The sequence below is a fragment of the Paenibacillus mucilaginosus 3016 genome (assembly GCF_000250655.1).
Lineage (GTDB): Bacteria > Bacillota > Bacilli > Paenibacillales > NBRC-103111 > Paenibacillus_G > Paenibacillus_G mucilaginosus.
The window spans coordinates 3746039-3763221 of record NC_016935.1 but is presented as its reverse complement, the minus strand read 5'-3'; the positions used below and the strand labels follow the sequence as shown (position 1 = coordinate 3763221).

Sequence of the window (17183 nt, the reverse complement as noted above, 5' to 3'; positions counted from 1 at the left end):
GTCATTCCTCCTCAATAAAGACTGTCGGCGGGATGTAGATGCCCGAGGCTTCGAGGCGTTCGTAGAACTTCGGGCGCACACCCGTCGGCACCAGACGGCCGATCATCCGTCCCTCGTCGCTGACGCCGGTCTGCCGGTAGATGAAGATGTCCTGCAGGACGATGACATCGCCCTCCATCCCCTGCACCTCGGTGATGTTCGTGATTTTGCGCGAGCCGTCCTTGAGCCGGGACTGCTGGATGATCACGTCGATCGCCCCGGCAATCTGCTCGCGGATCGCCTTCACCGGCAGGTCGATCCCGGCCATGAGCACCATCGTCTCCAGCCTCGAGATCATATCCCGCGGGGAGTTCGAGTGTCCGGTCGCCAGCGACCCGTCGTGGCCCGTATTCATCGCCTGCAGCATGTCCAGCGCTTCGCCGCCGCGCACCTCGCCGATGACGATGCGCTCGGGGCGCATCCGCAGCGAGTTGCGAACGAGATCACGGATCGTGATGCCGCCCTTGCCCTCGATGTTCGGCGGGCGGGATTCCAGCGAGACGACATGCTCCTGGGAGAGCTGCAGCTCGGCGGCATCCTCGATCGTCACGATCCGCTCGTCGCTCGGGATGAACGAGGAGAGCACGTTGAGCGTCGTCGTCTTGCCCGAGCCCGTGCCGCCGCTGACGAACATGTTCAGCCGCGCCTTGACGCAGGCGTCGAGGAAGATGGCCATCTCGCGGCTCACCGTGCCGAAGCCGATGAGGTCCTCGATCGTATACGGATCCTTCGAGAACTTCCGGATCGTGATCGTCGGCCCTTTGAGCGCCAGCGGCGGAATGATCACGTTCACGCGGGAGCCGTCGGGCAGACGCGCGTCGACCATCGGCGAGCTCTCGTCGATGCGTCGGCCGATCGGTGCGACGATCTTGTCGATGACGCTCATGACATGCTCGTCATCCCTGAACTGCACATGGGTCAGCTCCAGCCGGCCGCTCCGCTCCACGTATACCTGGTTCGGCCCGTTGACCATCACTTCGCTGACCTCGTCGTCGAGCAGCAGCGGATTGATGGGTCCGAAGCCCGTCAGGTCGTTGACGAGCTCGTCGATGACCTTCTTGCGGTCGATCCGGCCCCGGAACGACTCATCCTCCTTCAGAATCTCGACAGCCATCGCGTCGAGCTTGCCGATCACCGACTCGACATCGTCGTCTTTCAGCTCGCTGAGCACCTGCTTGTAGAGCCGGTTCTTGAGCTCCTGGTGCTTCGTCGGCTGAGACCGCTGCTCGCGGCTCGGGCTGCCTTCACCGGTCCGGCGGGACTCGCGGAACGCGGCGATCGGATCTTTCTTCGGCGGCTTCGGCGGCTGCGTCTCGAACGCTTCCTCCGGAGCGCCTTCCCCCTGGGCCTGCGCCTCCTTGGCCTTGGCCTGAATCCGGTCCATCAAACTCATCACACGGCCTCCTTAGTCATGGTTGAAATGAGAAGAATCGATTGCCTTTCATTAAAAGAACGATGCCGGCCCCTTCGTCTTCTGCAGCAGCGATTGCAGCAGCGACTGCGGCTTCGGCTTGAAATGCGAAATTTCGCGTCTGGCGATGAGCTGCTCGGCCATTTTGTATACGGCCTTGGCCAGCTCGCTCTTGGTCTGGTTCAGCACGAAGGGAATGCCGAGATTGAGCGACTGGGACACCATGCCGAAGTCGTTCGGCACATAGTACGCCGTCTCCACCCCGAGGATGTCCGGCACGTCCCCCGCCTTGATCACACTCTCCATCGTCGCCCGGTTGACCACCACCTGGACCTTGTCGCGCAGGCCCAGCATCTCCATCGTCTCGAGCATCAGCTTCGTGTTCTTGATCGCCACCATCTCCAGCGTCGTCAGCACGAACACCTGGTCCGCCTTCTCGATGAACTGGAGCGTCTGCTCCTGCAGGCCTACCCCCGTGTCGACCAGCAGGTAATCATGCTGAGCGGCCAGCATCAGGGCAATCCGCTCGACCGCATGCGGTGTAACGAGGTCCGCCTGCTCCGGCCGCTCGGGCGCCGCCATGACGCGCACCCCGCTGCCGTGCCGGCTGAGATAGCTCGAGAGCGTGAAGCCGTCCATCGTGGCGATGCCCTCGGCCACGTCCTTGATCGTGAAGGTCGGCTGCAGATCCATCGCCAGGCCCACATCTCCGAACTGCAGGTCTCCGTCCAATACGGCCACCTGCAGCCGGGTATTCTTCGCCAGCGCCGCGGCCAGATTGACCGTCATCACCGTGCGTCCGATGCCGCCTTTGGCCCCGGCCACCGCGATGATCTCCCCCCGCTTCGTAACCGGGGCCTGGTCCGCACCCGGACCGTTGTCCCGCTGTTCCATTCGGACTCCCCCTTCCTTCCATCCATCCTTCTATCGCTGCATCCCTCCGGGCAGCCGCCCGGAGCTCCGATCGTTCTAACGTGTATTCGCTCCAGCGCTTGTATGCCCGTTCGCTTTACGGCGAGCCCGCCTGCACCGCACGGCCGCGCAGCACCAGCGAAACGGTGCCGAGCTCATCCGCTTGAACCAGCTTGACGGTATCCGCCGCCTTCACTTCCAGCGTGACCGCACTGTATTCCGCATACGGCGTATCCTTGTCGGCCTCGACCATCCGGCGGCCTACCGCCAGCACACGCACATTCTCCAGCAGCGTGATGGAGGCCACAGGCCCCGTACCCTTGTCCGCCGGCGTGAACACCACATCGACCATGTCTTCCGGTTCGATCAGATTCGAGACCGACTGGACGAAGTTGACGCCGACCGAGACGCCGCGGAAGCCTTCCTGCACCTTGCGGGAGACGAACAGCGATTCCACGCGGCCTCCGGTCAGGTGATGGGCGAGCAGTACTTCGCCCGCAGCCAGCTCCCCGCCGGCCAGCTTGCCCTCGGCCTCCGCCAGCATTCGTACGGCCTGCGGATGCAGACCGAGCTCCGGCACCTGCACGAGCTCCAGCTGCGAGGCATCCAGCACCTGGTTCTTTTTGACGGCGGCCTTCACGGCCACCACCTCCACCATGGACGCCTGAACGGCGGCCGCGGTATCGAATTTCTTCATATAATTGAAAAATAAGAAGGTCGTGCACAGCCCCATGACCAGGGCCGCGGCCATAATCAGCTTGGATCTCATGATGTCTGTCCTCTCCTTTGTCCGTTCCTCTGTCCGTCTTATTCACCACCCACGATGCCGCCCTTTACTCTGTCAGCCGGATCGCATAAGCTCCCCGGGAGACGGCTCCCGGCGCAGCGATCCCGGTACCGGCCCGCTGGATGAAGATCCCGTCGATATAGGTGTCCTTGGGAGCCATCGGCTTCGAGATATAGAAGTAGGCGAACCCCTTGATTTCCACCTGCTTGAGCTGGCTGGACGTCTGGGCGTAGGGCTTGTACACCGGGATCAGGATAATCCGGGTGCAGTCCCGGTGGGAATAATCCCCGTCCGGGTAGGGGCAGCTGTTGATCCTCTCGTTGACGCCCCCCCGCGTCTTGTCCGCGATATTGCCCGTCTGCGTCTCGATGATATCGCCGACCTTGAGCGCTTTCTTGTAGCCGTACTTCAGATTATCCTCGTATGTCGCCGCCCCGGTGCCTCCCAGCGCCAGAACCCCGAAGTTGCCGTAGCTGACTTCCGTCTGGTCGACCTTCAGCCGGTACTGGCGGCCGAATTCGAGCGGGATGCTCTCGTCAATCCCGAGGGGTGCGGCTCCGGCCGCTTCGCCCATCGTCAGGATCTCCGCCGCGGCCCGGGCTTCCACCGGTGCGGATTCCCGCCCGAACAGCCCGGAGAAGCCGAGCTTCACCTCCCGGCGGAGCGACACCGTCACCTTGCGGCCAAGCTCGACCTGCGAAGACACGAGGGACGGCTCCTCTCCGTGCCGGAGCAGCACCTCCCGGACGACCCCGTTCACCGCGGCCTGCGCGCCCGTCAGCTCCTGAGCCCCCGACAGCGCCGCCGCATTAGCGGCTTTCTGCAGCCGGCTCTTCTGCACGTAGACCGTCCCCCCGTCGATGACCAGGCCCGCTGCGCCAAGCAGCACCGCCAGCATCAAGGCGGCGAGGACCAGCGCGCTGCCCTGCTGTTCCCCGAGGAAACGTCTTCCCATGACTCTTCCCCCTTCCTTGTTGGCTTTGTCTTATGTCTCACTCCACCCGTATGGTTGAATCCGCCGCCACAACCGGCGCCGGCAGCAGCCCTCCCACAAGCGGGGTGATGTACCCTACCGGATAGCTTAAGGTAACTTTGATATACTCGCCGGACCGGCGCTGCGCCTGCAGGGGAGCAATGGTCACCACCAGCGACTCCGCTCCGCCCAGATGAACGTAACTGCGGGCGAACGCGGTGATCTCCGCATCGCTGCGGCCCAGCCCCCCGAGGCGGACCGTCTCCTGCGCCGCAAGGTTCAGGTGCAGGTAGGCATACAGCACGCGGCCGAAATCCACGACGCCGCAGACCAGCAGCAGCAGGAGCGGGAGCATCAGGGCCAGCTCCGTCAAGGACTGGCCGTGCTCCTCCCGGAGCAGCCGGTGCCTGCGGAGAGCGGTACGCCCCCGCTGCCTGCCCCCCGTACCGCTCCGCTCCCCATCCTCCTTCATCCGCTTCATCCGATCCCCCATCCTCTCGCCAGGTAGCAGAGGAGGCAGCCGCCGGCAATCGCCGGACCGTACGGATACGTGAGTGCTGCCGCCCCGCCAGGCAGGGGCTGCGCGGCGGGCAGTCCGAGGCCCGAGCGCACCGAGACCATGGCTGCCCAGAGGCTGCGCGCCCTCTCCTTCCAGCCCCGTCGCAGCAGAAGCAGGCACAGGGCCATCGCCCCGCCCAGCAGCGCCATGTACACGGCGGCCATCCCGACGAAGGCCGCTCCCTTGAAGGCGCCGACCAGCGCCAGGAGCTTGACGTCGCCTGCTCCCATACCGCCCAAGATGTAGGGAATCAGCAGAATGCCGAGGCCGGCGGCGAAGCCGATACCGGCACCGAGAACCCCGCTCCAGCCGCCCTCCGCTGCCTGCAGTCCCAGTGCGGCCAGCAGGCCGGGACCGATGACTTTGTTGTAAATTTTGCGTGTTCGGATATCCGTGACTGTGCATACCGCCAAAATAACGAGCAGCACGGCGTCGATCAGCATAAGGCTCCCCTCTTTCGTTATGTACTGCCGGAGGTGACTCCCTCCGGGAAACACCGGAGCCTGCGAATCCGGGTACGAACCGCAGGCTGCCGTGTGCGCCGCCCGATTATGGCGTCTCGCTGCGGCTTTGAACCGTGTTCAGCGCGTCGGTAAAAATGTTCGTGATCTCGGTACGCAGCATCACCAGTGTAGCGACCACGGCTACGGCGATCAGTCCGAGGACCAGACCGTACTCCGTCATGCCCTGTCCCTTTTCTTCCGTTACGAGTGCTCTCAGTTTGTTCATCATGATGTCGGTCTCTCCTTTGAATGGGTAGGGTGTAGGTGTGTTCCTCCGCTTTGCGGCCGTGGGAAGCGGTTCCAACAAGCCTGGCTTCGGTCTATGTTTGCCGTCAACCTGGGCTGCCATATGTCGGGGAGCCGCTGCGGCTCCCCCTAAGAGTGTGCGGGTGCGCCCTCTGTCTCGCCGTTTATGGCGTCTCGCTGCGGCTTTGAACCGTGTTCAGCGCGTCGGTGAAAATGTTCGTGATTTCCGTACGCAGCATCACCAGCGTGGCGACCACGGCTACAGCAATCAGTCCGAGGACCAGACCGTACTCCGTCATGCCTTGTCCCTTTTCTTCCGTTACGAGTGCTCTCAGTTTGTTCATCATGATGTTATGTCTCTCCTTTGAATGGGTAGGTTAGGTGGTAAGGGCGGTTGAATTGGCCGCCCGCTCGGGTGGTGTCGTTTGAAAATTCCGATGATTAGTGACAGTCCGCTGCCGGGAGGGCCGGAGGTGCTGGGGCCGCCCTTCGCCGGTTCCCTGCTCTGGAGCGGCAGCCCTGGACCGATTAGGGCGTAGTGTTGCGGCTTTGGACCGTGTTCAGCGCGTCGGTGAAAATGTTCGTAATCTCCGTACGCAGCATGACCAGTGTCGCGACGACCGCTACGGCGATCAGCCCGAGGACCAAACCGTACTCCGTCATGCCTTGTCCCTGTTCTTCGGTTACCAGTGCTCTCAGTTTGTTCATCATGGTGTATGTCTCCTTTGTGGTGTTGGTTTGGAGTATCGATCGATTGGTGCCGGAAGGGCCGAATGATCCGATCCGATTTATAGTTTGAAAATTCCGACTTTTGTTGGCGGCAGGCTGCCTGCATTATGGGGAGTCCGCTTGGCTTTAGGCAGCTTCCGGTTCCCTGCGCCTGAGGTCTTCAGAACTTGATTCCGCTTCCGAAGAGGTTACGGCGTGGTGTTGCGGCTCTGGACCGTGTTCAGCGCGTCAGTGAAAATGTTCGTGATTTCCGTACGCAGCATCACCAGTGTCGCGACGACCGCTACGGCGATCAGCCCGAGGACCAATCCGTATTCCGTCATGCCTTGTCCCTGTTCTTCGGTTACGAGTGCTCTCAGTTTGTTCATCATGGTGTGTCTCTCTCCTTTGGGGTGTAAGGTTTAGGTGGTTAGAGCAAAACTACGGCTTGTCCATGCTTCGTCCGCGTCAGGCCCAGACTTCCCGCAGGAAGCTCGATGACCGATACGGCGCGGGGGACCAGCGGCCCGACCCGGCCCGGGGGCAGCTTCTCCTGCATGCCCACAATGGTATCGTTCTCGTCCAAATACAGCACATCGATGGCGTAACGCATAAAGAAAGTATGGATTGAGCGGCAGGGACGGATATGAAGGCCGGTGCCCTCCGGCAGCTCTTTCGAGAACATCAGGCCGCGCAGCCTCTGCATGAAGGTTTTCGCTGTACGCAGTTCCCACGCCAGGATTTCTCCCGTCTCGAGATTCACCAGCTTCATCTTGGATTTCGCCTCCTTTTCATACAAAATATCCCTGCTTCAGCCGAAAGGAGGGATGGGAAACATCTATGTACCCCGTCATCTTTCGGTAGCTGGCTGGCATAGCGCACCTTGTCGCTGTAGCCCCTGTAGCTTTGCGTCGCTGGTTTTCACCAGGTTTGCCTTTATCGAGATTCGGCGAATTTTGTCGTCGAACTCGTTTGATAGCCATATCTTATCGGGATTTAGGGGAGTTTCCATGTGCTTAATGAACTATGTTTTTTATGCTTGACATCCATTTTAATAGGCATTTCGGCATTATTACCAGAAGAGCCTCAGGACCTGCATTCATGGTGCCCGAAAGAGGCTAACGGCATGGGAAGAGGCGGGAATCCCCCTGCTTCCGGGAGGAAACAAGGGGATTCTCCTCTCCTTGGTAAATCCACCCTGCACAGAGGTAGGCTGGAAGTAAGGGCGTAGGCCCTGCACGAAGTCCCGGTACTGGCTGAGGCATACCCCCGGGCCCACAGACCCAACCCTTGTCGTCGGGATCGAGGATCCGGACGGCTCCCCATTCTTTTCCTGCGGTCTTAAGGGCTGCGGGACGATCCGGACGGCATTCAGAAGTGCCCGGACGGAACGCCTGGGCAGCAAAAACAGAGCCCCGCTGAACGGAGCTCTATGGTGCGCTCTGTATTTTATGGAAAATCCGCTTACGATTCCCAGGGATGAATCATGTCCTCGGGCCGCACGATGCTGTCGAACTGCTCCGCCGTCAAATACCCGCTGCGCATCGCCGCCTCCTTCAGGGTAAGCCCTTCCTTGTGGGCTGTCTTCGCGATGGACGCCGCCTTCTCGTACCCAATATGCGGGTTGAGCGCCGTTACCAGCATCAGCGACTGCTCCAGATAGCGCTGGATCACCGCCCGGTCCGGTTCGATGCCGACCGCGCAGTTGCGGTTGAAGGATTCCATGCTGTCGGCGAGGAGCCGGACGGACTGCAGGAAATTGTGGATGATGACCGGCTTGAACACATTGAGCTCAAAATTCCCCTGGGAGGCCGCGAACCCGATCGCCGCGTCATTGCCCATCACCTGGCAGACGACCATCGTCAGCGCTTCGCTCTGCGTCGGGTTCACCTTGCCCGGCATGATCGAACTGCCCGGCTCGTTCTCCGGGATGCGGATCTCGCCGATGCCGCAGCGCGGACCGCTGGCGAGCCAGCGGACATCGTTGGCGATCTTCATCAGATCCGCCGCCAGTGCCTTGATCGCCCCATGCGTATAGACGATCTGGTCGTGGCTCGTCAGGCCGTGGAACTTGTTGTCCGAGGACACGAACGGGATGCCCGTTTCCTTCGAAATCTCCTCGGCCGCCGTGTCCCCGAACTTCGGATGGGCATTGAGCCCGGTGCCGACGGCCGTCCCGCCGATAGCAAGCTCGCGCATCGTCTCCACGCTCTGCCGGATCATCACGCCGCTCTTCTCGAGCATCGCCCACCAGCCGCTGATCTCCTGGCCGAGCGTCAGCGGCGTGGCGTCCTGCAGATGCGTGCGCCCGATCTTCACGATGTCGCTGAACTCCTCCATCTTCGACTTCAGCGTGTCCTGAAGCTCGGCCAGGGCCGGCAGCAGGCGCTTCTCGACCGCCAGCACACCCGCGATATGCATCGCGGTCGGGAACGTGTCGTTGGAGCTCTGGGAGCGGTTCACATCGTCATTCGGATGAATCCGCACCGACTTGCCCCCCTCCTCCAGCCGCTTGGTGGCCAGGTGGGCGATGACCTCGTTCGCGTTCATATTGGACTGCGTGCCGCTGCCGGTCTGCCAGACGACGAGCGGGAACTCGTCGTCCCACCTGCCCTCGATGATCTCCGTCGCCGCTGCGGAGATCGCCTCCGCCTTCTCCGGCTCCAGCTTGCCGAGCCGCTCGTTGGCCCTTGCCGCCGCCTTCTTCAGGATGGCGAAGGCATGCACCACCTCGAGCGGCATCCGCTCCGTACCGATGCGGAAGTTCTCGCTGCTGCGCTGCGTCTGCGCGCCCCACAGCTTATCCGCCGGCACTTTGATTTCGCCCATCGTATCGCGTTCGATTCTGAACCCTTCCATTCTCGTCACTCTCCTTGACTTGATCTCATCCACTTATATTACCCCGTTTCCTGCTCCTTCCATTCGGTTGGGCGGATCGTGGAACGCGCCGCCCGGCTCCCGAGGCCATCCGTGAGAATCCCAGCAGAACCAGGGCGACAACGGGAGCCCGAACGAAGAACATACACGAACGCCGCACAGACGAGGAGCAGATGCAGCGGGTGTCCGGCAAGCGGATTGGCATGAGTATACTTTTTGCCGAATCAGGAGTGCCTCATCCCAGGCGGATCAGCCAACCGTTATCATCAAAGGCAGGCCAGCCAATATCTGGTATCGTTTTGATTATAACCCTTCTTTCATTTAGGTAAAAGTGCAGCCTATCGCCGGTATTCCTTCTACTAATGTATTGTCATGCTGATCCTGGCGGCGCCTCCAGCCGAACTCCTGGAACTCCTCCCTACCGTATCGTATTCCCCCGCCTGCACTGAATATGGCACGCTAACGGCACTAGCACCGGTTGTCCGGTAACTTTTTGACATCCGTCCTTTTTCTACCAAATAACAATTGACATATTCTGGATTCCCCATCTACAATAGTGTCAAACATGTTTGACATCCACAAGGGAGCTCTCCATGCAAAATGACATCAAAGAGCGCCGGAAGGCCAAGGGCCTCTCACAGGACGATCTCGCCCAAGCCTGCGCGGTGTCCCGCCAAACGATCAATGCCATCGAGAACAACAAGTATGATCCGAGTCTCTCCCTGGCTTTTCAGCTGGCCCGGGTGCTGGGGGTGACGGTAGACGAGTTGTTCTGCGGCGGCAAGTCCTGACTTTGTGAGCGGAATACCGATCCGTTCCAATCCCCCCGAAAGGAAGAGATCCGAATATGCCCAAACCGCCCTCCCTTACACGGATCCGCCGTACCCTTGCTGCAACTGCCATTCTGGCCATTCTCGGCCTCAATGCCGCCAAGCTGCTTCAGGGCAAACCTCTCACCGAAAGTGACCTGATCTCGATTCCCATAGCCCTTATCACATTCTTCAACGTATTCACCTGGAATACGTCTGAGGAGGAACGGGATGAGATGGGCGTTTCCATCGCGACAGAGAGCGCGTCGCTGAGCTACTATGCCATGCTTGTGGTGTTACTGCTGCTGTTCCTTATCGGAGAATGGAGGGGACGCGGCAGCGGAAGCATCGATCATGAGCTGCTGTTCGCCGCGCTGTGCGCAGGCATGGTGCTGCAGCCCTGCATCGAATGGTGGATGGCACGCAAATACCGCTAGATCCGGGAGATCCGAGCCCGCAAACCCTATCCCAGAAAAGGAAGGATGTCCGCCATGCCTCCACTTCTTCAGCTGGTCCGCCGGGCAGCCGTTTGCGCCGCCGCGCTTTATATGGTTGGTTCTGCTGCTGGGAAGCTGCTCGAAGGCCAGTCGATCAGCATCATGGATCTGTTCCTGCTTGCCTTGGTCCTTCACACGCTCCTGAACACGTTCACATGGAATTCCATGGAGGAAGAACGGGATGAACGGGGAAAAACCTTCTCCACCGAGAGTGCGGCCTTCAGCTACCATGTTCTGCTGGTGCTGCTGCTGTTGATGTTTATTGTTGATCTGTGGCTGGGACGCCGCAATGGGGAGTTCGTCAGCAATGTGCCCTTATTCGTCGTGCTGTGCGCCGCCCTTATCCTTCAGCCCGTCGTTGAATGGTGGAAGGCCCGCAAGCACCGCTAGCCTGCAATGCGGGCGGCAGCGCCAACTCAGGCGGTCCGTGAAGCTCCCAGCACTATACTCGGGCTGAAACCGCACGTATGGGCTTGACTTGGGTGCCGGTTCGACGAAAACCCGGGTGAGCGAGAGTCTGTGAAGAATCCAGAGAGCTCTGGAGTACCTAAGACACTTAATAGGCTCGAATGACGGAGAACCGCAGCTGATCTGCGCGGTATGCATGCTCCGATTGGACCCTCTGAGATCCCGGGAACCCCTTCCGAAGCTCTCAACCACGGGGAAAAAGAAAATAACGGAACTTCAGTGCGCTATCGGCCCCGCCGCAGGGGCTTTTTCGAGAATAGAGGAACTGAAGTTCGCTATTTCGATGATCGAGCCTGGTTTTGGAGGAAATCGGTGCCCATAACGCATCTGGGTTCCGCTATTTGACGGGAAATGATGGGAAATACTCGAATAAGGCATCGGAGTTCCTTTATTTAGATTGGTGCGGTATTCCCCGCTCTGTTCTCCTCCGGTCCACTTGCTCCCCACCGTAATTCTTCGTTCCTTTCTTTCCCGGCACCCTTCCGCCCTTGTCTTGGTCCACCTGAGCTTCCCCTGTGCACTTCCGAATCTCTTGCATCCTCCTTTTTCCTGGCGTCCTCCTATTTCCCCTGTTTCCACCCGGACCCTTGCCCGCCTTGTTCTTCTCCTCCGGTTCCCTTGTGCCCCTCCGCATGGCATGGCTAGCTCTTCTCTTTTCCCACGCCCTTTCCGGCCGCGTCCTCGTTCCACCGGCATTCCATGATCCCACGCTGCGTAGCTCCCACCGTTTTTCCCGTCCCCCTCAGTTTCCCAGCATCCTCAGTCCCCTTCTCTCCCCTCGTTCCCACACGTTACCAGGCAGGCCCCCTTCAATTTCTCCCCCCTGCCTTCCTCGTCCCCACCAGTTACTTCGAACCCCTGTATCTGCACTCCTCGCACCCCTCCACTTCCCCGCTCTCTCTTCCTCATTCCACCGTGTTCCTCACTCTCTTCCAGTTTCCTCGTTCCTTTCCTCGCTTGCCCCCCTCGCTCCCCCCTTCCTGTTTCTCTGAAGCACGCCCACCGCCGTGTCCCCTGCTCCTTCCCAGAGGCGGAGCCCCCTTATTCAGCCCCCGCCGCGAAGCGCCCGCCGCCGTCATAAAAACGCTTCAAATCACTTGCAGCCGCCCAGGCCGTGTGCTATAGTATTACTCCTGTCAAAACAAGGAAACGTGATCCATCCACAGCAAAAGCATATTCGAACGGAGGGTGAAACAACTTGGAATCCGGTCTGCAGCAAGCCTACAGCGAGGAACTTGAACGCCTCGAGAGTACGATCCAAGAGATGGAGGAGCAGCTCTCTTACCTGCAGGGCGTGCCTGTGTACACGGGGCCGGACCTGACCGAGCAGGTGCTGGAGTCCATCCGCGACAACAAACGGCGCAGCCTCACCCACGCCAGACCCGAGCCCTACTTCGGACGGCTGGACTTTCAGGAGGCAGGCAAGGAAGGGCCGCAGCCCTTATACATAGGCAAGTTCGGTGTGGAAAAAGCGGACTCGCCCGAGCTGCTCGTCGTGGACTGGCGGGCGCCGGTTGCCAGCCTCTTCTATTCCTTCACGGGCGGCAGCGAGAGCGCACAGTATGAATCGCCGGATGGTACGATCGAGGGCCTCGTCTACCTGAAGCGCAACCTTGTCATCCGCAAGCAGATCCTGCAGCGGGTCGTCGACACGTTCGACCGGGAAGGCGACGATCCGGCGGTAACGGACGAGTTCCTGCTCTACCGGCTCGGCGAGAACAAGGATAACAAGCTCCGCGACATCGTATCCACGATCCAGGCGGAGCAGGATGCGATCATCCGGGCGGGCAAAAACCACGCGCTCGTCATCCAGGGGGTCGCGGGAAGCGGGAAGACGACCGTCGCCCTCCATCGTCTGGCTTACCTTCTCTATCATTACAGAGATCAGGTCAAAGCGGAGAAAATGATTATTTTCGCCCCAAGCCGCATGTTCCTCGACTACATCTCGGGCGTGCTGCCGGAGCTGGGCGTCGGGCATATCCAGCAGACGACCTTCGCGGACTGGGCGCTGGACCTGCTGGAGCAGGAGGTGGCGCTGGCCGATCCGGCCGAGCGGCTGCGCTACTGGTTCGGCTCGGGGAAGAACCGTCCCGTCATCGACGAGAAGGCCCCCGGCCGGTTCAAGGGCTCCATTCGCTTCATGCAGTGGCTGGACCGGCAGCTGGACGCGTACGAGGCGGCGGCGGTGCCGCAGGCCGACTTCTCCCCCTTGGGAAGGAGCCCGGCTGCCCCGCCGCCAGATCAGGACGTGGTACGAAACCGAGTACAAGCACGAGCCGCTGATGAAGCGCCGGGAGCGCGTGCTGGCGCGGATCAAGCGCTGGACCGAGATGGAGCTCGAGAAGGTCTGGCAGGTCCACCTCAAGAAGGACTATAAGAAAAAGTCCTCGGCCAAGCTGCGGGAGTTCGGGAAGCAGTGGACGGAATACACGCCGTTCAGCTTCTACAGGGAGCTCTTCGCCGATACGCCGCCTGCCTTCGCGGCCGGTGGAGAGGATGCCCCGCACACCTTCCTGCCGGAAGACCTGCGCGCCGAGACGCTCAAGCTCGCGAAGAAGAAAAAAGTGCAGCCGGAAGATCTCCCGGCACTCATGTATATCCGCCAGCGGTTCTACGGCATCCACGGCGATCTCCGGTTCGACCATACGGTGATTGACGAAGCGCAGGATTTCTCGCCGTTCCAGATAGCGCTGCTCTCGCTGCATACGAAGAACGGGTCCTTCTCGATCCTTGGGGACTTGTCCCAAGGCATCCACGCCTACCAGGGCGTACACGACTGGCAGGAGCTTCTGTCGCTATTCCCGGAGGAGAACCGGGCCTACTACTCGCTGAACCGGAGCTACCGCTCGACAATGGAGATCATCTACTTCGCGAACGAGGTGCTGAAGCGCGGCATCGCTGAGCCGGCCTCCCTGGCCGTCCCGGTGTTCCGCAGCGGCGAGCCGGTGGAGCTGCTGCGCACACAGGAAGCCGAGATGCCCGCAAGGCTTGCTGCGGACATCTCGGCCCACCGCGCCCGCGAAGGGTCCGGCACGCTGGCCGTGCTCGCCCGCACCGAAGAGCGGTGCCGCGAGCTGCATACGGCCCTGGAGGCCGCCGGCTGCAGCGGCGTGAACCTGATCGTGCCCGGCCAGCAGCAGTACGAGGGCGGCGTTTCCATCGTGCCCGTGTACATGGCCAAGGGCCTCGAATTCGACTCCGTGCTCCTTACGGACGTCGACCCGCTCCACTACGCGGCCTCGCCGCAGGACGCGAAGCTGCTCTACGTCGGCTGCACCCGGGCGCTGCATGAGCTGAAGCTCCTCTACAGCGGCGAGCCTTCCCCGCTGATCGCAGGAGTCGAAGGCGACTTTGTCCGGCACACCTGAGAGCCGAGGTTACGAGGAAAAGCAGCTGTCCAATAAACAAAGCGGAGTCCCGTTTGGAGACTCCGCTTTGTTCTGCTTTTTTACGATTACCATGACCTCTTATCGATGCGAGCTCCATCGTCTCACCAGGTGCACGAGCAGATAACCGGCCAGAACGATCCCGACGGACAGCAAAGGAACCGTGAAGTTGATGATCCTGCCGTATAAGTAAATCGTTCCGACTCCAATCACAAAGGTACTGACGAGACTGTAGATCAGGTTTTTCACGATTCCATCACCAGCCTCCGCTGCCGAGCTGCTACTACTTACTGGAGCAGGAGCAATCAAGACTTATTATGGAATATTTTACCACAATTACAGCTGCCTGTACAACCGAAATGCCGGATCTGCTCCCGGATATCCATCGCATTGGCAGTACATTCTTCAGGCAACCACGGATTCAGGTGTGCTCCATTGCAATTACTCCGCTCCGGCCTTATGCACCGGCTTGATCTCCGGCATCCCCAGCACGGCGGATACGTGACAGAGCATCCCGTTCGCCATGAACGTGCTCGTGAGCACCTCGGGATCGGGCAGCCCCGCTTCACGGAACTTGTTCTCCACCTGCGACCACACTTCCCTCAAGCCGGTCCGCATCGTCTCGCGGATGCCTTCCTCGGGAATCGTCTGGCCGTGGACCTGCAGCACAATCTCCTGATGATGCGTGGTCATCAGCCCTTCGTAGGCGGCGATCATCTTCCCGAGCAGCGCTTCCCGCGGGGCCTGCACCCCGTCGAAGACGCGCCGGATCCGGCCGAAGGCCCGCTGCAGCGCCGCCGTGAAGAGCTCTTCCTTCGTCTTGAAAAACTTGAACACATAAGGCTGCGAGATGCCCGCCCGCTCCGCAACATGAGCCGTGGTCGCCTTGTAATACCCCCACTGTGCGAAGACGCTGACGGCCGCTTCCAGAATCTCTTCCCTGCGGCTGACGGACGCCGCCTCCCCTTCCGCCGTTCTTCCGGATTCCCGGGCCATAGCCAATCCCTCTTTTCTGAAATGATGATGGTGAATCAAGGATGCATCCTGTTGTGCCGTTCTAATTAGTGATTGATCAATTACTACATTCTTAGCTTACCAGATCACACCCGCCAACGCAAGCTCGGTCCCCCCGGGATTCCCTGTGTATCGAAGCCTCCCGGGGGCGCGGGCCGTTCATATCTCTCCCGAGCCCCTGCTGGCCAGGGTGTTGGATGCTTTGGAATAAGCGGAAGCAGCAGCGTTGTAATCATCGGACAGCTTATAGAAGGTGACCGTAAATTCGGTATAAACCCCTTCTTCACTTGCCGCTTCCAGCCCGATGCGCAAGCGGTCGGCCATTTTCTTCGCGTAATACAGCCCCATTCCGGTGGATTTCGTCCCGAGTCTGCCGTTTCGGCCGGTAAAGCCCTTGTCAAAAATGCGGGGAAGGTCCTCGCGCGGAATCCCGATTCCGTTATCGCGAATGCGTACATCATACGCACGGTCCGTCTCGTGAGCGGTGATGATCAGACGGCCGCCCGAAGCCGTATATTTACTGCAGTTGTTCAAAATTTGACAGAAGATATCAAATACCCATTTTTTGTCGCTGATCACCGTAAACGGCTTCAGGTCCGTCTCAATCTCGATATTTTTATGAATGAAGAACAGGGAGTTTTCCTTAATGGCATTCCTCAGTTCCTGACGGATGTCCACCTCTTCCGCCGCCATATCTTCCCGGTAATGGTTCGCTCTTGTCATTTGAAGCACCTGATTGATCCGGAACTTGATCTGCTCGACCTGGGTGCGAAGCTCGTGGCCGTTCTCCACCTCACCGAGCAGCAAATCGCACACGGCCAGATTCACCTTGATATCGTGCGCCCACTGCGTCATGTACTCCTGGGTATCGTTCATGTTTTTCTTATAGCTTTCCTCCGCGATCCGGTACTGCTGCTTGTGATCGCTCAGCAGCCTCGTCATCGTATCGAAATACACATCACCGGCAGGCACAGTCCCCCGTCCCTTGCGCTGCGGCCCGAAATGGTCCAGGAAAGCGGCATAAGCCCTTCTTTGCCGGACATAACCGTATCCGAACAGGCAGAGCTGTGCCGATAGAATCAGCACGTCCATATAAACGAGATCCGCCGTCTCCTGGGCGAGCGCTGAGCTGCTGAACAGCACTCCGTTCACCAGAAGCAGCAGCACCAGATTGCCGGTGAGCCACAGCTTGTTCATCCTCACATAATCGCGCAGCCTCATGGAATCAGGTATCCCATTCCTTTTTTCGTTTGTATCCAATCTCCGACCCCGATCTCCTCAAGCCTTTTCCTTAAACGGTTCATGTTCACCGTGAGCGTGTTCTCGTTTACGTACAGGTCATCATTCCAAAGCTGCTTCATCAAGCTTTCCCGCGTCACGACCCGGCCTCTGTTCTCCATCAGCGTCCGCAGCATCCGGAATTCGTTCTTCGTGAGTTCCAGGCACTCTTCCCCGTAATATAGCTTGGTATCGTTCAGATTCAGAATGACCTGACTGCATTCGATGAGCTGTGTCTCCGCCGTCCTGTATTCATACGTGCGCCGAATGATGGCCTGCAGCTTCGCTACGAGGACATGGGCGTCAAACGGCTTCTGGATATAATCGTCCCCCCCGCTGTTCATCGCCAGAACGATATCCATAGCGCTGTCCCGTGAGGAAACGAATACGATGGGAACGCTCGACACCTCTCTGATTTTGCGGCACCAATAGAACCCGTCAAATGCAGGAATGTTTATATCAAGGAGCACGATATGAGGCTCGGCCGCTTCGAACGGCTTCCAGATCTGTTCGAACCCTTCGCAGATGACGCTGGCTTGATAGCCCCAATTGACAAGCAGCTTCCGCATCGCTTCCGCCATGTCCTTGTCATCCTCGATGATGAGCACGTTGTACATTCATTTTCCAACCTCTTCCTCAATATCTAGTTTTATATAAAAATAGTACCATGCTATGGAGCGATCTTCAAACTTCGGGGGATGCGGATCGAACCCTGG

19 protein-coding genes, 1 pseudogene and 1 riboswitch are annotated in these 17183 nt (G+C 59.7%); of the genes and pseudogenes, 4 read left to right on the top strand and 16 right to left on the bottom strand.

The features are described 5' to 3' along the window. Window position 1: 1 nt before the first annotated feature. The 12 genes from PM3016_RS16255 to fumC all read right to left on the bottom strand — a co-directional run bounded on the left by PM3016_RS16255 (window position 2) and on the right by fumC (window position 8997). A complete protein-coding gene (locus PM3016_RS16255; RefSeq protein ID WP_013916762.1) occupies window positions 2-1432 on the bottom strand; it encodes a TadA family conjugal transfer-associated ATPase in 1431 nt (476 codons plus the stop codon). A 51-nt stretch (window positions 1433-1483) separates the two neighbouring features. Next, window positions 1484-2344, bottom strand: coding sequence for a CpaE/TadZ family protein (locus tag PM3016_RS16250; protein WP_013916761.1), 861 nt, complete (start codon window positions 2342-2344; stop codon window positions 1484-1486). Between the two features lie 115 nt (window positions 2345-2459). After that, entirely contained in the window at window positions 2460-3131 is a 672-nt protein-coding gene (cpaB, locus tag PM3016_RS16245) for a Flp pilus assembly protein CpaB (protein WP_013916760.1), read from the bottom strand. A 64-nt stretch (window positions 3132-3195) separates the two neighbouring features. Beyond that, window positions 3196-4104 carry a pilus assembly protein TadG-related protein gene (locus tag PM3016_RS16240; protein ID WP_013916759.1) on the bottom strand — a complete coding sequence of 303 codons (909 nt, stop codon included), beginning with the start codon at window positions 4102-4104 and terminating at the stop codon, window positions 3196-3198. A gap of 37 nt (window positions 4105-4141) precedes the next feature. Further along, window positions 4142-4603: a TadE/TadG family type IV pilus assembly protein gene (locus tag PM3016_RS16235; protein WP_013916758.1), complete on the bottom strand. Its 462-nt coding sequence runs from the start codon at window positions 4601-4603 to the stop codon at window positions 4142-4144. Continuing rightward, window positions 4600-5124, bottom strand: coding sequence for an A24 family peptidase (locus tag PM3016_RS16230; RefSeq protein ID WP_013916757.1), 525 nt, complete (start codon window positions 5122-5124; stop codon window positions 4600-4602). Before PM3016_RS16230 ends, PM3016_RS16235 begins: the two co-directional genes overlap by 4 nt. Before the next feature lie 106 nt (window positions 5125-5230). Next, a complete protein-coding gene (locus PM3016_RS16225) occupies window positions 5231-5413 on the bottom strand; it encodes a Flp family type IVb pilin (RefSeq protein ID WP_013916756.1) in 183 nt (60 codons plus the stop codon). Between the two features lie 181 nt (window positions 5414-5594). Next, on the bottom strand, window positions 5595-5777 hold the full coding sequence (locus PM3016_RS16220) for a Flp family type IVb pilin (RefSeq protein WP_013916756.1): 183 nt from the start codon (window positions 5775-5777) through the stop codon (window positions 5595-5597). Window positions 5778-5958: 181 nt separating this feature from the next. Then, on the bottom strand, window positions 5959-6141 hold the full coding sequence (locus tag PM3016_RS16215) for a Flp family type IVb pilin (RefSeq protein WP_013916754.1): 183 nt from the start codon (window positions 6139-6141) through the stop codon (window positions 5959-5961). 206 nt (window positions 6142-6347) lie between these two features. Further along, window positions 6348-6530 (bottom strand): Flp family type IVb pilin, encoded by a 183-nt coding sequence (locus PM3016_RS16210; RefSeq protein ID WP_013916754.1) that lies wholly within the window; start codon window positions 6528-6530, stop codon window positions 6348-6350. A gap of 38 nt (window positions 6531-6568) precedes the next feature. Then, the gene (locus PM3016_RS16205; protein WP_013916753.1) at window positions 6569-6910 is read right to left on the bottom strand and encodes a DUF192 domain-containing protein; all 342 of its coding nucleotides are present in this window, start codon (window positions 6908-6910) and stop codon (window positions 6569-6571) included. An 84-nt stretch (window positions 6911-6994) separates the two neighbouring features. Beyond that, a riboswitch (cyclic di-GMP riboswitch) is annotated at window positions 6995-7083 on the bottom strand. Window positions 7084-7602: 519 nt separating this feature from the next. Next, window positions 7603-8997 carry a class II fumarate hydratase gene (gene fumC, locus PM3016_RS16200; protein WP_013916752.1) on the bottom strand — a complete coding sequence of 465 codons (1395 nt, stop codon included), beginning with the start codon at window positions 8995-8997 and terminating at the stop codon, window positions 7603-7605. 611 nt (window positions 8998-9608) lie between these two features. Here fumC and PM3016_RS16195 point away from each other — a divergent pair. The 4 genes and pseudogenes from PM3016_RS16195 (at window position 9609) to PM3016_RS16175 (ending at window position 14157) form a co-directional block, all read left to right on the top strand. Next, window positions 9609-9806, top strand: coding sequence for a helix-turn-helix transcriptional regulator (locus tag PM3016_RS16195; RefSeq protein WP_014370162.1), 198 nt, complete (start codon window positions 9609-9611; stop codon window positions 9804-9806). A gap of 56 nt (window positions 9807-9862) precedes the next feature. Next, window positions 9863-10261, top strand: coding sequence for a hypothetical protein (locus PM3016_RS16190; protein WP_014370161.1), 399 nt, complete (start codon window positions 9863-9865; stop codon window positions 10259-10261). A gap of 54 nt (window positions 10262-10315) precedes the next feature. Continuing rightward, window positions 10316-10711, top strand: coding sequence for a hypothetical protein (locus PM3016_RS16185; RefSeq protein ID WP_014370160.1), 396 nt, complete (start codon window positions 10316-10318; stop codon window positions 10709-10711). Between the two features lie 1276 nt (window positions 10712-11987). Then, window positions 11988-14157 (top strand): annotated as a pseudogene (locus PM3016_RS16175) (HelD family protein). Window positions 14158-14256: 99 nt separating this feature from the next. Here the strand turns inward: PM3016_RS16175 and PM3016_RS38685 are convergent. The 4 genes from PM3016_RS38685 to PM3016_RS16160 form a co-directional block, all read right to left on the bottom strand. Continuing rightward, entirely contained in the window at window positions 14257-14424 is a 168-nt protein-coding gene (locus tag PM3016_RS38685) for a hypothetical protein (protein ID WP_013916745.1), read from the bottom strand. 192 nt (window positions 14425-14616) lie between these two features. After that, window positions 14617-15171 carry a TetR/AcrR family transcriptional regulator gene (locus tag PM3016_RS16170; RefSeq protein WP_014370159.1) on the bottom strand — a complete coding sequence of 185 codons (555 nt, stop codon included), beginning with the start codon at window positions 15169-15171 and terminating at the stop codon, window positions 14617-14619. A 177-nt stretch (window positions 15172-15348) separates the two neighbouring features. Continuing rightward, entirely contained in the window at window positions 15349-16410 is a 1062-nt protein-coding gene (locus tag PM3016_RS16165) for a sensor histidine kinase (protein ID WP_014370158.1), read from the bottom strand. Then, window positions 16407-17084, bottom strand: coding sequence for a response regulator transcription factor (locus tag PM3016_RS16160; RefSeq protein WP_014370157.1), 678 nt, complete (start codon window positions 17082-17084; stop codon window positions 16407-16409). The genes PM3016_RS16165 and PM3016_RS16160 overlap by 4 nt, the downstream gene beginning before the upstream one ends. Window positions 17085-17183: the final 99 nt, after the last annotated feature.